This is a genomic window from Janthinobacterium sp. PSPC1-1 (assembly GCF_049897625.1).
In the GTDB taxonomy this organism is placed as follows: Bacteria; Pseudomonadota; Gammaproteobacteria; order Burkholderiales; family Burkholderiaceae_D; genus Janthinobacterium; species Janthinobacterium tructae.
On sequence record NZ_JAFCWP010000010.1, the window covers coordinates 35,298 to 48,392 of the forward strand.

The 13,095-nt window shown below is 65.5% G+C and carries 13 protein-coding genes; 6 read left to right on the forward strand and 7 right to left on the reverse strand.

The genetic code is table 11. From position 1 onward, the window contains the following. Positions 1-49 precede the first annotated feature (49 nt). The 3 genes from ACP7EG_RS24450 to ACP7EG_RS24460 all read left to right on the forward strand — a co-directional run bounded on the left by ACP7EG_RS24450 (position 50) and on the right by ACP7EG_RS24460 (position 2,625). Complete coding sequence (locus ACP7EG_RS24450) at positions 50-1,228, forward strand: benzoate/H(+) symporter BenE family transporter (protein WP_426089809.1); 1,179 nt, start codon at positions 50-52, stop codon at positions 1,226-1,228. Between the two features lie 85 nt (positions 1,229-1,313). Beyond that, entirely contained in the window at positions 1,314-2,045 is a 732-nt protein-coding gene (locus ACP7EG_RS24455; RefSeq protein WP_426089660.1) for a CPBP family intramembrane glutamic endopeptidase, read from the forward strand. 37 nt (positions 2,046-2,082) lie between these two features. Continuing rightward, positions 2,083-2,625: a gamma carbonic anhydrase family protein gene (locus ACP7EG_RS24460; RefSeq protein ID WP_426089661.1), complete on the forward strand. Its 543-nt coding sequence runs from the start codon at positions 2,083-2,085 to the stop codon at positions 2,623-2,625. Here ACP7EG_RS24460 and ACP7EG_RS24465 read toward each other — a convergent pair. From ACP7EG_RS24465 to ACP7EG_RS24495, 7 genes are all read right to left on the reverse strand, one after another. After that, on the reverse strand, positions 2,598-3,542 hold the full coding sequence (locus ACP7EG_RS24465; protein ID WP_426089662.1) for an acyl-CoA desaturase: 945 nt from the start codon (positions 3,540-3,542) through the stop codon (positions 2,598-2,600). The two genes, ACP7EG_RS24460 and ACP7EG_RS24465, sit on opposite strands and share 28 nt — an antisense overlap. Continuing rightward, positions 3,539-3,856, reverse strand: a complete 318-nt coding sequence (locus tag ACP7EG_RS24470; RefSeq protein WP_071078001.1) for a DUF3144 domain-containing protein — start codon at positions 3,854-3,856, stop codon at positions 3,539-3,541. The genes ACP7EG_RS24465 and ACP7EG_RS24470 overlap by 4 nt, the downstream gene beginning before the upstream one ends. Positions 3,857-3,926: 70 nt before the next feature. Continuing rightward, a complete protein-coding gene (locus ACP7EG_RS24475; protein ID WP_426089811.1) occupies positions 3,927-4,397 on the reverse strand; it encodes a gluconokinase in 471 nt (156 codons plus the stop codon). Between the two features lie 32 nt (positions 4,398-4,429). Continuing rightward, complete coding sequence (locus ACP7EG_RS24480; protein ID WP_426089663.1) at positions 4,430-4,933, reverse strand: OmpA family protein; 504 nt, start codon at positions 4,931-4,933, stop codon at positions 4,430-4,432. Positions 4,934-4,949: 16 nt separating this feature from the next. Beyond that, complete coding sequence (locus ACP7EG_RS24485; protein ID WP_426089664.1) at positions 4,950-6,209, reverse strand: diguanylate cyclase domain-containing protein; 1,260 nt, start codon at positions 6,207-6,209, stop codon at positions 4,950-4,952. 8 nt (positions 6,210-6,217) lie between these two features. Further along, positions 6,218-6,808, reverse strand: a complete 591-nt coding sequence (locus ACP7EG_RS24490; protein WP_426089665.1) for a YfiR family protein — start codon at positions 6,806-6,808, stop codon at positions 6,218-6,220. Between the two features lie 196 nt (positions 6,809-7,004). Next, positions 7,005-8,657, reverse strand: coding sequence for a Na+/H+ antiporter (locus ACP7EG_RS24495; protein WP_426089666.1), 1,653 nt, complete (start codon positions 8,655-8,657; stop codon positions 7,005-7,007). A 201-nt stretch (positions 8,658-8,858) separates the two neighbouring features. On the opposite strand from ACP7EG_RS24495, the gene ACP7EG_RS24500 reads away from it, so the two are divergent. Genes ACP7EG_RS24500 through ACP7EG_RS24510 form a run of 3 tightly spaced genes read left to right on the forward strand, consistent with a single transcriptional unit; the run spans position 8,859 to position 12,965 of the window. Further along, on the forward strand, positions 8,859-10,157 hold the full coding sequence (locus ACP7EG_RS24500; RefSeq protein WP_426089667.1) for a cytochrome c: 1,299 nt from the start codon (positions 8,859-8,861) through the stop codon (positions 10,155-10,157). A 29-nt stretch (positions 10,158-10,186) separates the two neighbouring features. Next, complete coding sequence (locus ACP7EG_RS24505) at positions 10,187-10,654, forward strand: (2Fe-2S)-binding protein (protein WP_426089668.1); 468 nt, start codon at positions 10,187-10,189, stop codon at positions 10,652-10,654. Further along, a complete protein-coding gene (locus ACP7EG_RS24510; RefSeq protein WP_426089669.1) occupies positions 10,647-12,965 on the forward strand; it encodes a molybdopterin cofactor-binding domain-containing protein in 2,319 nt (772 codons plus the stop codon). The genes ACP7EG_RS24505 and ACP7EG_RS24510 overlap by 8 nt, the downstream gene beginning before the upstream one ends. Positions 12,966-13,095: the final 130 nt, after the last annotated feature.

Here is a 13,095-nt window from a genome sequence, read left to right on the forward strand (position 1 = left end):
GGGCATACACATGACAACCACCACCATCACCACCACCACAAGCGCCGCCATGGCCGACCGGCTGCACTGGCGCGATCTTGCTGCCCCCACGATGGCCGCCTGCATCTCCGTCCTCGTCAACTATGGCGGCACCTTCGTGCTGGTGTTCCAGGCGGCCCAGCTGGCCCAGCTGAGCGCGGCGCAGACGGCGTCGTGGGTCTGGTCGCTGAGCATCGGCGTGGGCGTGACGGGCATCTGGCTCAGCTATCGCTACCGCGCGCCCATCATCACGGCCTGGTCCACGCCCGGCGTGGCGTTCCTGGCCACCGTCATGCCGCACACGCCGTATGCCGAGGTGATCGGCGCCTACATGGTATCCGCCATCGCCTTCATTCTGCTGGGCATGTCGGGCGCCTTCGAGCGCCTGGTGCGGCTGATTCCTGGCGGCATCGCGGCGGGTTTGCTCGCCGGCATCTTGCTGCAGTTTGGCGTGAATGCGTTCGACGGCGCCAGTGCCGATCCGCTGCTGGTCGTGGTGCTGCTGCTGTCGTACGCCGTGCTGCGCCGCTTCACGGCACGCTTTGCCGTGGTGGGCATCATGCTGATCGGCCTGGGCCTGTTGCTGGCGCAGGGACGCATCGATGCGCAAGGTATCGAACTGGCCCTGGCCGCACCCGTGTTCGAGATGCCGCGCTTTTCTGTGGCGTCGCTCTTGGGCGTGGCGCTGCCCTTGTTCCTGATCACGCTGACGGGGCAATACATGCCCGGCATGCTGGTGCTGCGCAACGATGGTTACCCCGTCAGCGCCAATCCGATTTTGACGGTGACGGGCCTCGGTTCGCTGCTCATGGCGCCATTTGGCGCGCACGCCTTCAACGTGGCCGCCATCACGGCCGCCATCTGCACGGGCAAGGATGCGCATGCGGACCCGTCGAAACGCTATGTCGCGGGGCTGGCGTGCGGCGTGCTGTACATCCTGGTGGGCGTCTTCGGCGTCACCCTGGCCAGCCTGTTCATGGTCTTGCCGCGCAGCTTCATCACGGCGCTGGCGGGCCTGGCCCTGCTGGGCGCCATCGGCAACAGCCTGGCGCAGGCGATGGCGGACGTGCGCATGCGCGAAACGGCCTTGATTACCTTCCTGGCGACGGCCGCGAACGTGACACTGCTGGGCGTGGGCGGCGCCCTGTGGGGGCTGGCGGCCGGACTGGCGGCGCATGGGCTGATGCACGGCTGGCGCAAGGCGACATAGCAAGACAGGTTGCCCGTTTTGCCAGCCGCCGCATACAATTGCTGCGCCCGTGCCCGTTGGCACCGTACTTTTCTCGATGTGAGCGATGGCCGACCTGACTTCCCTGGCGCAGTACCTGCTGGCGATCACGTCCGCTTTCCTCGTCTGCGCCGCCGTGCTGCTGGCCGTTCCCCGGACTGTACCGCTGCTGCGCGTGCTCGTGCATATCTTGTTTTTCGTGCTGGCGCGCGATGCGATGACGGCGCACGGCTACTGGCAGGTGGCGGCGGGCGGCTTGCGCTTCACGGCGCCGCCGCTGGTCTTGCTGGCGCTGGGCGCCATGTCGCTGGGACTGGTGGCAAGTACTTGTTGGCTGGAAAGCGATGCGCGTCGCCAGATCCGCTGGTTCGGCACGCGCCCGGTCCTGTCCGTATTGCTGGGCGTGGCGGGCGCGTGTGTGATCATCGCGCTGGCGACGGGCTTGAAAGCCCTGTTTAACTTGCGGTCCCTGGCGCCCGTTTCCCCATCCGCGCTGCCCTTGCTGCTGGGTTTTGCGCTGGCGGCCAACTGTTATGAGGAATTGCTGTTTCGCGGCTTGCTGCAGCAGCAATTGCGCACCTGGCTGCCGGCCTGGCGCGCGGCGCTCGCGTCGGGCTTGCTGTTTGGCCTGTGCCACGCTTTCCTCGCCACCACCGTCACGCAGGTGGGCGCGCCCATCCTCGTGTTTACCGTAATCGAAGGCGTGGTGGCGGGGCTGGTATATTGCCGTGCCGGCTTGCTGGGCGCGTCCCTGGCGCATGGCCTGGCGATTTTTGTGCTGGCCGCCGGCTGGGTGTGAATGTTTACTTTTACTATTAATGAAAAGCGAGAAAGCGATGCCTGTCAGCTCCTACCTGAATACCCGTCCTGTGCTGGGCGAAAGAGTCTACCTGCATGACACGGCGCAAGTGATTGGCGATGTGCAGATCGGCGATGACTGTTCCATCTGGTGCAACAGTGTGCTGCGTGGTGACGTCAACCGCATCGTCATCGGCGAGGGCAGCAATATCCAGGACTTTTCCATGGGCCATGTGTCGCACAAGAATGCGGCCAAGCCCGACGGTTCTCCCTTGACCATCGGCAAATACGTGACCATCGGCCACTCCGTGATCTTGCACGGCTGCACCATCGGCGACGAATGCCTGATCGGCATGGGCAGCATCGTCATGGATGACGTGGTGGTGGAAAAGCACGTGATGCTGGGCGCGGGCAGCCTGGTGTCACCGGGCAAGGTGCTGGAAAGCGGGCATCTGTATGTGGGCCGTCCCGCCGCCAAGGTGCGCGCGCTGACCGAAGCGGAGATCGCCTACCTGCGCTATTCGGCCGAGCATTACGTGCGCGTCAAAAACAATTACCTGGCAGGTGGCGACAACGCCTGATTGTCGGCATGATCGAGGCGGCGCAGTTCCGGCCGCGGCGCCAGGTCTTGCGGCAGGCGCAGGCCCGATACGAGGCCCAGGCGCCGCAAGAGCAGCAAGACCCACCAGCCCGGGTCCCATTCGCCCGGCAGCAGGCCCAGCCGAGCCGAGCCCGGATACGCATGGTGGTTATTGTGCCAGCATTCGCCCATGGTCAGCAGCGACGTCAGGCGGATATTTCTGCCTTGCACGGCGGCACCATCGACATGAAAGTGCATTTGTCCATGGTTGTGGGCAAAGTAGCCGATCAGCCAGTGGCCCAGCACGCCGGCGCTGACCCTGGCGCAGACACCCCAGCAGACGAAACCCCAGCCGCCCCAGGCAAAGAACAGCAGGGCCCACGGCAGTTGCTGCAGCATCCAGGTGGCTTCCAGAAAACGGTAAAAGCGGTCGTGCGCGATGCGTGGCTCGATGGCGATGTGCGGCGGATGGTCGAGGTCCAGGCGGCAGAATGATTGCCACCAGGCATCGCGCCAGAAACCGGCGCCGTGGCGCAAATAGGGGTGGCAATCGGGCAGGCGCTGGGCATAGTCACGCAGTTCGTGCTGGCGCAGCAGGCCCAGCGGGCCGCTGAGGCCCACCAGCACGCCCAGGTACACCAGCAGATATTCCAGCCATTGCGGGCATTCAAAGCTGTCGTGGATCAGTTTGCGGTGGCTGCCCAGCGAGTGGCCGAACAGCAGCACGATGGCCGTGCTGATGATAAACAGCAGCAGGCCCGTCCAGCTGAAGAAGAACAGGGCGCCAGTCACGGCGCCGGCCAGCATGGCCGTCAGCCACAGCGATGGCAAAGGCGCATGGCGCACCGCGCCGTCAATGACGCTGTCGGCGCGCGTGGCGCGGGCGCGGTGGCTGTCCAGGCTGGCAGCCGTTATCAACCCTCGGGGGCCGACGACGGTTGCGTGTACTTGTCGAAGTTGGTGATGTAGTCGTTGAAGTTGTCGGTGAGCATGCGCTTGTACTGTTCCGTGAAGAACGCCACGGCGCCTTCCTTCTCTTCCTGCATCTTGGCCACATCGTTGCTCTTGCTGGCGACCAGGAAGGCGTTGAAGCGGGCGGCCGCGTACAGCAGCGAGGTGGCCACTTCGTTGCCACGGCTATGTTCGCACTGCTCGTTGGCCAGGGCGATGACCTGGTCGGCGCGTTCCCAGAATTCCGGGCCAGGTGCTGGTTTTGTCGTTGGTGTGTTCATGAAAATCCCTATGAAAGTGCGCGCCAGTCTACACAGGGGGCCGCAGGCTGTCCAGCAGCACGGCTGCCTGTCAGGGCGCCTGCAGGATCTGTTCCAGCAAAACGGGCAGCGGCTGACGGATGTCGAGCACGATGCCGGCCTCGTCCGGCTGCAAGGGCTGCAGGGTGGCCAGCTGGCTGTCGAGCAGGCTGGGCGGCATGAAATGGCCGGGGCGCTGCATGCGGCGTTCCAGCACGGCGCGCGGACCGTCCAGGTGGGCAAAGCGCAGGGCCGGGTCGCCCTCGCGCAGTACGTCGCGGTAGGCGCGTTTCAGGGCCGAGCAGGAGACGACCAGGCCGCTGCCTTGCGCACGGGCCGTGGCGATGCGCTCGCGCAGGGTGGCCAGCCAGCCGGCCCGGTCGGCATCGTCGAGCGCAATGCCGGCGGCCATCTTGGCCACGTTTTGCGGCGGATGCACGTCGTCGCCCTCCACGTAGGGCACGTGCAAGGCGTCGGCCAGCAGGCTGCCGACGGCGCTCTTGCCGCAGCCGGACACGCCCATCACGACCCAGCGCACGGCGGGCACGCCCAAGCTCAAGGCGCCGAAACGATGACGGTGACGCGGCGGTTTTCTGCCTGGCCAGCCTTGGTGGCGTTCGAGGCGACGGGCTTGCTCATGCCCAGGCCCTTGACGACGATATTGCCGCGTGGAATGCCGACCACGCCCATCGCATCGGCCACCACGTTGGCGCGCGCCAGCGACAGCTTGTTGTTGAGTACTTCGGCACCTTCATTATCCGTATGGCCTTCCACGCGCATGTGGGTAATGCCCACTTTCAGCAGGGCGGCGCTGATTTTCTGGATGGCGGCCCGGCTCGGCGCCGTCAGGCTGGAAGCGCCGAAATCGAACAGCAGCTTGTCGGTAAAGCTCAGCTCCCAGCCTTCGTCCGTCTGCTTGAAGCCTTGTTCCTTCAGGGTGGTCACTTGTTCGGCGTTGAACAGCGGTTTTGTCTCTGGCGTGCTCTGGCAGGCGGCCAGCAGGCCCAGCATGAACAGACCGAGGAAGCCGCGGCGTAATTGTGTGTAGATGAATTGCATGGTGTTGCTCCTTGGGTCAGGGGTGAGTGTGGGGTTGCGGCAGGCGCGCCACCTGGCGCGTGCCGCGCTGCGCCTGCTTGGCGCGATACATGGCTTCGTCCGCCGCGCCGACCAGCGAGACGGCGTCGATGGCGTGATCGGGGAAGACGGCCACGCCGATGGTCAGCGAGGTGACGATGCTGTTGCCGGTAGGCAGTTCAATGGCTTGCGCCATGGCGGCGATGATGTTGTCGGCGATGTGCATGGCGTCGCTGCTGTTGCGCAGCGGCTTGAGCAGGATGGCGAATTCGTCGCCGCCCAGGCGCGCCACCAGGTCGCCCTCGCGCAATTGCTGCTTGATGCGCGCGGCGATCGTCACCAGCACGCGGTCGCCCGAGGCATGGCCGAAGGTGTCGTTGATGTACTTGAAGCGGTCGCTGTCGAGGAACAGCACGGCCACCTTGCCATTGCCGATGCGCGCTTCGAGGATGGCGCGTTCCAGCTCCGCTTCCATGAAGGCGCGGTTCGACAGGCCCGTCAGGCTGTCGTGGTTGGCGCGGTGCGACAGCGAGGCGTGTTCCTTTTGCAGATGGCTTTGCCACGCCTCCAGTTCGTCGAGCAGGGCGTTGAAGTCGTCACTGATCTGGTTCAGTTCGGCGATGTTGGCGGGCGGCACGCGCAATTCGAACGAGCGGTCGCGCCGCACGCGGTGCGCCGTTTCCGCCAGGTGGCGCAGCGGCGAGGTAATCTCTGTTTCCATGCGGCGCGACAGGCGCACGGCGACGACCAGGCTCAGCACGAGGCAAGCCAGCAGGCAGGAGAGGCCGCTCAGCAGGAAGGGCAGCAGACTGCGGCTGTGCGGCACCAGGGTGATGCTGCCGATGGCCTGTTCATTGCGCATGACGGGGAAGGTCAGCGAATCGGGCAGCATCCAGCCCGTCAGCGCGCGTTCGATGTAGTAGCGCGTGCCGTGTTCGCCCCGTTCCCAGCGGGCCAGCACCTTGCCGGCCTTGTCGCTCACTTGTGCCTGGTCGATATCTTCATTCACGCCGATCAAGGCCAGCGCTTCTTTGGCTACCAAGGCGTCGCCAAAGACGACGGCTCCTTCCACCGTGTAGCTCATCGAGCGGGCCACCAGGCGCAGGTTCTGGTCCGAATAGACGCGCAGGGCCAGCAGCGCCACGGCCGTCAGGGTCAGGCCGGCCGCCAGCACGGCAATCAGCGACACGCTCAGGTGGGCGCGCCGCAGCACGCTGTCGAGCGTGCGGCGGGGCTTGCGTGCCAGTTTTGGGGGCATGCTGGCGCTCATGGCTGCGCTGCCTTGCGACGTGCAATTTGCAAGGCGTTCGGATGCACGCGCAGGCCGCTGCGGGCGATGGCGTCGAGGTTGACGTCAAAACCGATTTGCATCTCGGAGAGGCGCAGGCAGAACATGGTGCCCACGCTGCAGGCCGTGCCCGGTTCGGCGACCGATAAAATCGGCTTGCCGATGATCTGCACCAGCAGTTGGTCGCGTTCGCCCTCGGGCAGGCTGCCCAGGTAGATGACGTCGCATTCGCTGGCAGCGGCCGCCGCCGCCGGGACTTTCACGCGGATGCGCTGGCCCAGGCTGGAGGCGGGCTTGTCGACGATGGCCGCCCCGTAGCGGGACACACCGAGCATGCAGACGCGCACTTCCGGGCGTGCCACGGGCCAGCGCACATAACTGATGATGCCAAACAGGACCTGGGCCACCTCGGCCGGTCGCCTGGCGTCGGCCGCCGCGCCCGTCTGCGCCCACGCCGCGCATGTCGTCAGCGCGCCGCAGGCGAACAGCGAGGCCAGCAGCGAGGTCAGCAGCACTGCGAGCAGGGCAGGCGGCGCGGGGCGCTGCCGGTGGCGGTGGGAGGAGGGCACGGCGTCGGGTATCTTTATGCAGGTCGGGCGGCGATTCACATCCTTACTCAACAACACAGACTGTACGGAAGTCCATGCTGAAAGTAAATGATGGCGCTACGCCATAAAGCTTGCATTATAAACACGAATGCTGAAACTTGCATTCTTTACCATGATAATTAACTGATAGACACTATTGTCGTGCTACAGAGTGTTGCTATTCTTCCAGTGTCGCTTCCAGCAAGTCGATTTCGCGCAGCAGGCGCAAATGGATAGTGTCGTCGAGTTCGCCCGAGATGCGGCGGCGGTACAGTTCATCGCGTTCCGCATTCAGCGCTTCCAGGCGCAGCGCCCGTTCGGCCTTGGCCAGTTCCTGCAGCCGCGTCGCCTCGTCGTTGCTGCTTTCGCCGTACGCGAGGCGGCGCCGGTAGGCTTCGATCAGGCGGTTGGCCGCCTCGGTGACGACTTGCTGCTTGTCATTCTTGTCGATGCCTTCGCAGACTTTTTCCAGCCGCGCGATGGCCGCTTCGGCGGCAGCGGCGCGGGCATCGCGCTCTTCCGTCGAGCGGCGCGCGGGCGGCGCGAACACCAGGCCCTTGGTCAGCAGGGGCAGGGTGACGCTGGCCAGTATCAGCGACAGCAAGATCACGCCCATGGCCAGGAAGATGACCAGGTCGCGCGCGGGGAAACGATTTCCGTCAGGCAAGAACAACGGCAGGGTCAGGATGCCGGCCAGGGTCAGCGCGCCGCGCACGCCCGCAAACGAGGCCACCAGCAGCAGGCGCAGGCTGGGGCGCGCCAGCAGCGCCGCATCCTTCGGTTCGCCGGCCATTTTCTTGTGGTGCTTGAACAGGGTCAGTTTCATGGAAATGAAGACCCAGATGAAGCGCATGAAGGTCAGCCCCACCGTGATGGCGACGACGAACAGGGGCAGTTTCCAGGCGCTGCCGGCGCCCACTTCCATGGAGGCGGCGGGCAATCCGGCCACGGTGGTGGGCAGCTGCGCGCCCAGCATGACGAAGATTACGCCATTCAAGACCAGTTGCACGGTATCCCACACGGCCTTGCGCTGGGTGCGCGTGGCGGCCAGCGGGCGGCCGATCAGGTCGGCGTAATGCATGGACACGCCCGCCGTGGCGGCGGCCAGGATACCCGAGCCGTGGATTTGCTCGGCGCCCAGGTAGGCGGCGAACGGGATCAGGATGCTGATCAGGATTTGCAAGCCAGGCTCTTCGCCGACCTTGCTCACCAGCCATTTATTTGCCAGGCCCACGCCCCACGAGATCGCCAGGCCGATGACGATGCCGCCGCCTGCTTCCTGCAGGAAACTCAGCGAGGCGGCGCCGATGGAAAAGCCACCCGTCATCATGGCGCCCACGGCAAACGTGAAGCAGACCAGGCCCGAGGCGTCGTTCAGCAGGGATTCGCCTTCGAGGATGTGCATCAGGCGCGGCGGAATCGGGTTGCCGGCCGCAATCGCCGAGACGGCCACGGGGTCCGTCGGCGAGAGGATGGCGCCCAGCGCGAAGGCGACGGCCAGCGGCACGCTGGGGATCAGCCAGTCGATGAAGAAACCCATGCCCAGCACGGTAAACAGCACCAGGCCGATGGCCAGCATCAGGATCGAGCGCGCATCGGAAAAGAAGGCGCCCTTGGGGATGCGCCAGCCATCGAGAAACAGCAGCGGCGGAATGAAGAGCAGGAAGAAAATATCGGGATCGAGCGGCACTTGCACGCCAAACAGGGCCAATCCCGTGCCGCCGGCGATCTGGATCAGGGGCAGCGGCAGCTTGACCCAGCGCGAACGGGCGATGAAGCCGCACAGGACGACGCTCAAGACGAGGATGAGGATGATGGTAACGGTATGCATGAAGGAGCGGCGGCGTGCTGAAACGCTGATTATAAGGCGCAGCCCGCGCATGGCGTTGCCTGCGTGTCATTGCGTACATACAACAAGTCACAATCGCGGTAAGATTCTCCTATTCATTGCCACAATCTGCCCTGTTGCTGCCGTCCGTGCGCGGCAGGCGCGTGCTTAGCCTTGTGCTTGGCCTTTTACCGGACTCCTGTTTTGCTCAAAAAGATTTTCTCCGGCCTGCTGCTGTCGCTGGCATTGCTCATTGTGGCGGCCCTGGCCGCCTACTTGTATTACTGGCGCCCCGCGCTGGCGCCCATCGATCCGCCTGCCGCCACGGCATTTTCCCCGCAAGTGGTGGAGCGGGGCCGCATTTTGGCCGGCATGGGCAATTGCGCCGCCTGCCATACGGCCAAGGGCGGCGCCGACTATGCGGGCGGCCACGGCCTGGCCACGCCGTTCGGCACGATCTACGCGACGAATATCACGCCCGACCGGCAAACGGGCATCGGCCGCTGGTCGCTGGCCGCCTTCCAGCGCGCCATGCGCGAAGGCGTGGGCCGCGATGGCGCGCATTTGTATCCCGTCTTTCCGTACACGCATTTCAACCTCGTCTCGGACGCCGACCTGACGGCCTTGTACGCGTATTTCATGACGCGCCCGCCCGTGTATGCGGTGGCGCCCGCCAATAGCGTGCCTTTCCCTTTGAACCTGCGCCCCTTGCAGGCGGGCTGGAAGTTGCTGTTTTTCAAGCCGGCCAGTTATCAGCTGGATGCCGCGCAAGGGCTGGACTGGAACCGGGGCCGCTACCTGGCCGAAGGCCTGGCGCATTGCGCCGCCTGCCACACGCCGCGCAATGCGCTGGGCGCCGAGCTTGCCGGCTCGTCGTATCTGGGCGCTTCCATCGATCACTGGTATGCGCCGGCCTTGACCAGTGCCAACACGGCGCCCTTGCCGTGGACGCAGGATGAGCTGTATGCTTTCCTGCGCACGGGAGCGACGGCCCTGCACGGCGTGGCGGCCGGCCCGATGTCGGCGGTTGTGCACGAAGGCATGGGCGCGTCGCCCGACAGCGATATCCGCGCGCTGGCAACGTATTTTGCCGGCGTGGCCGGAGTCGAGCAACGTCAGATCGATACCGATACCGTGGTGCAAGCCGGCATCCAGCGTTCGCAGCGGGTCAGCCTGGTCGACAATGACCGTGGCGCCAGCCTGTACGTGGCCGCCTGCGCGTCGTGCCACTCGAACAGCGACGGCCGGCCCGTGGCCCTGCGTCCGGAACTGAGCCTGAACAGCGCCGTCAGCGCACCCGATCCCGCCAACCTGATCCAGGTGATATTGCACGGCATCAGCAAGGACGAGGCCATGCCCGGCGTGCTGATGCCCGGCTTTGCCGCCTCGCTGACGGACAACGACGTGGCCCAGCTGGCCGCCTATCTGCGCCGCAGCCGCAGCCCCCAGCCCGCCTGGACGAACTTGGAAGCGGCCGTGGCACGCGCGCGGGCCGGCAAGTAATTCTTGAAAGTATCTTATGTATAACACTCATGTATAACCTTATTGTGAATGGCCAGCCCTTCGGCACCGAGACCGACGCCGAGACGCCCCTGCTGTGGGTGCTGCGCGACGAAGTTAAATTAAAAGGCACCAAGTTTGGCTGCGGCATCGGCATGTGCGGCGCCTGCACCGTGCACGTCGATGGCCGCGCCATGCGCGCGTGCATCACGCCGATTGCCGCCGTGGCCGGTTGCGCCATTACCACCATCGAAGGCCTCTCGCCCGATGGCACGCATCCGCTGCAGCGGGCGTGGTTGGCCACGCAGGCGCCCCAGTGCGGCTATTGCCAGTCGGGCCAGATCATGCAGGCGGCCACCTTGTTGAAAGACTATCCGCAGCCGACGGATGCGAATATCGATGCCGTCATGAGCGGCAACCTGTGCCGCTGCATGGCGTATGTGCGCATCCGCAAGGCAATTAAACTGGCGGCCGGCATGCAGGAGGCGCCCCGTGTTTAAGTTGCCGAAAGAAAATTCTGCTGCCCGTCCCAGCGCGCTGGGACGGCGCGGTTTCCTGATCGCCGCCGCCGGCACGGGTTTTACCCTGGCCTTTTTGCGCGCCGACAGCTCCTTGGCCGCCGGCAAGGCGGCGCCCGCGCCAGCAAAACAAGGCGCCGCGCCCGTGTTCGATCCCAGCATCTGGTTCCAGATCGAGCGTGACGGCATGATCACCGTGAATATCGCCAAGGCGGAAATGGGCCAGCATATCGGCACGGCCCTGGCGCGCATCGTCGCCGAGGAGCTGGAGGCGGACTGGAGCAAGGTGCGCCTGCATTACGTGGACACGGACCCGAAATGGGGCTTGATGGTGACGGGCGGCAGCTGGTCCGTCTGGCAGAATTTCGACCCGCTCAGCCGTGCCGGCGCGGCCGGGCGCCTCGCGCTGGTCGAGGAGGGCGCGCGCCTGCTGCACGTGCCCGTCTCCGCCTGCCACGCCAAACTGAGTGTCGTGCATGGCCGGGGGCGCTCGATCAGCTATGGCGAAATCGTGCGCCGTGGCAAGTTGGCGCGCCAGTACACGCCCGAGCAACTGAAAGCCATCGTGCTGAAAACGCCGCAGCAGCGCAGGCTGATTGGCCAGCAGGTGCAGGCGCTGGACATTCCGGCGAAAATCAACGGCACGGCCGTGTACGGCATCGATGCGCAGGTCGACGGCATGCTGTATGCGCGCCCGAAGATCCCGCCCACGCGCTACGGCTCGAAAGTCGTGTCCATCGATGATACGGCCGCGAAAAAAGTGCAGGGCTACCTGCGCTCGTTCGCCTTGCAGGACCCCAGCGGCACGGTGCCCGGCTGGGTCATGGTGGTGGCCGAGACGTATGCGGCCGCCATGCGCGCGGCCGACCTGGTGCAGGTGAAATGGCGGGCCGGCGCGGCGGCCCACGTGGCGGAGCAGGATATCCTCAACTATGCGGGCAAACAGCTGGCCGATGCCAGCCTGGGCGCCCGCGTGGTCGATGATGATGGCGTGGAACAAGCGTTCAAGGATGCCAGCCTGCAACTGGAACGCCACTACACGACCAGCACCGTGCTGCATTTCCAGCTGGAACCGGTGAATGCGCTGGCGCAGGAAATCGACGGCGTCTGGCATATCCATGCGGGCAACCAGTGGCAATCGTTGATCCTGCCCGTGCTGGCGCAGGCGTTGAAGGTGCCGGAGAGCAAGGTGATGTTGCACAGCTATCTGCTGGGTGGCGGCTTCGGACGGCGTTTGAATGGCGATTATTGCGTGCCAGCCGCGCTGGCGGCGCAAGCCGTGGGACGCCCCGTCAAGATGATTTGCACGCGGTCCGACGATGCGCGTTTCGATTCGCCCCGTTCGCCATCCGTGCAGCATGTGCGCATGGCGTTCGACGACGCCGGCAAGGTCTCGGCGATGGTGCACGAAGCGAGCGCAGGCTGGCCCACGCAAGCGATGATCCCCGCCTTCCTGGCCAAGGATAAGCAGGGCCATCCGTATGACCCGTTCGCCATCGCCGGCGCCGACCACTGGTACACGGTGGGCGCGCAGCGCGTGCGGGCCGTGTCGAACGACCTGGCCAACAGCAGTTTCCGCCCCGGCTGGCTGCGCTCCGTGGGGCCGGGCTGGACGAATTGGGCTGTGGAAAGTTTCATGGATGAGGCGGCGCAGGCGGCCAAGGTCGACCCGCTGGCCTTCCGCCTGTCGCTGCTGCAGGCGACGGGGCGCAATGCGGGCAGCGCGCCGAACGCCGTCGGCGGCGCCGCGCGCCTGGCCCACGTGCTGCAGCGGGTGGCGGACAAGGCGGGCTGGGGCACGGCCATGCCGCCCGACACGGGCCTGGGCATCGCCGCCACGTTCGGCCAGGAGCGCGACATGCCGACCTGGACGGCCTGCGTTGCCCGGGTGAAAGTGGACCGCAGCACTTGCATGGTGAAAGTCGAAAAACTGTTCATGGTGATCGACGCGGGCAGCATCGTCGACCCCGATGGCGCGCTGGCGCAGGCGGAAGGGGGCGCGTTGTGGGGCGTCAGCATGGCCTTGCATGAAGGCACGGCTTTCCTCAATGGCGAAGTGAAGGATACCAACCTGAATACCTACACGCCCCTGCGCATGGCCGACGTGCCCGAGCTCGACATCGAATTCGTGGCCAGCACGGCAACTTCGACGGGCATGGGCGAACCGCCCACGACGGCCGTGGCGCCAGCGATTGGCAACGCCATCTTTGCCGCCGTGGCGTCGCGCGTGCGGCATTTGCCGATTCGCCCGGAAGCCGTGCTGAAGGGGCTGGACCGGCACGGCACCGTCTGATGCGGGCGCATGGCAAATTTGACGAGCGCCGCGCGTGAACGGGCGCAGGCTGCTACACTGAGGATAGCCGCTCAGGGCGCGCAGGCGGTGCCCGGTCCGGCAAAATCAGCGCGATTTCAGCTCGATGTCA

Excerpts from the sequence above, each read along its gene's own strand:
- ACP7EG_RS24485 (WP_426089664.1), bottom strand. The coding sequence starts at position 6,209 with ATGCCCCCAAAACTGGCACGCAAGCCCCGCCGCACGCTCGACAGCGTG.
- ACP7EG_RS24460 (WP_426089661.1), top strand. The coding sequence starts at position 2,083 with ATGCCTGTCAGCTCCTACCTGAATACCCGTCCTGTGCTGGGCGAAAGA.
- ACP7EG_RS24505 (WP_426089668.1), top strand. The coding sequence starts at position 10,187 with ATGTATAACCTTATTGTGAATGGCCAGCCCTTCGGCACCGAGACCGAC.
- ACP7EG_RS24450 (WP_426089809.1), top strand. The coding sequence starts at position 50 with ATGGCCGACCGGCTGCACTGGCGCGATCTTGCTGCCCCCACGATGGCC.
- ACP7EG_RS24455 (WP_426089660.1), top strand. The coding sequence starts at position 1,314 with ATGGCCGACCTGACTTCCCTGGCGCAGTACCTGCTGGCGATCACGTCC.
- ACP7EG_RS24470 (WP_071078001.1), bottom strand. The coding sequence starts at position 3,856 with ATGAACACACCAACGACAAAACCAGCACCTGGCCCGGAATTCTGGGAA.
- ACP7EG_RS24495 (WP_426089666.1), bottom strand. The coding sequence starts at position 8,657 with ATGCATACCGTTACCATCATCCTCATCCTCGTCTTGAGCGTCGTCCTG.
- ACP7EG_RS24475 (WP_426089811.1), bottom strand. The coding sequence starts at position 4,397 with ATGGGCGTGTCCGGCTGCGGCAAGAGCGCCGTCGGCAGCCTGCTGGCC.
- ACP7EG_RS24480 (WP_426089663.1), bottom strand. The coding sequence starts at position 4,933 with ATGCAATTCATCTACACACAATTACGCCGCGGCTTCCTCGGTCTGTTC.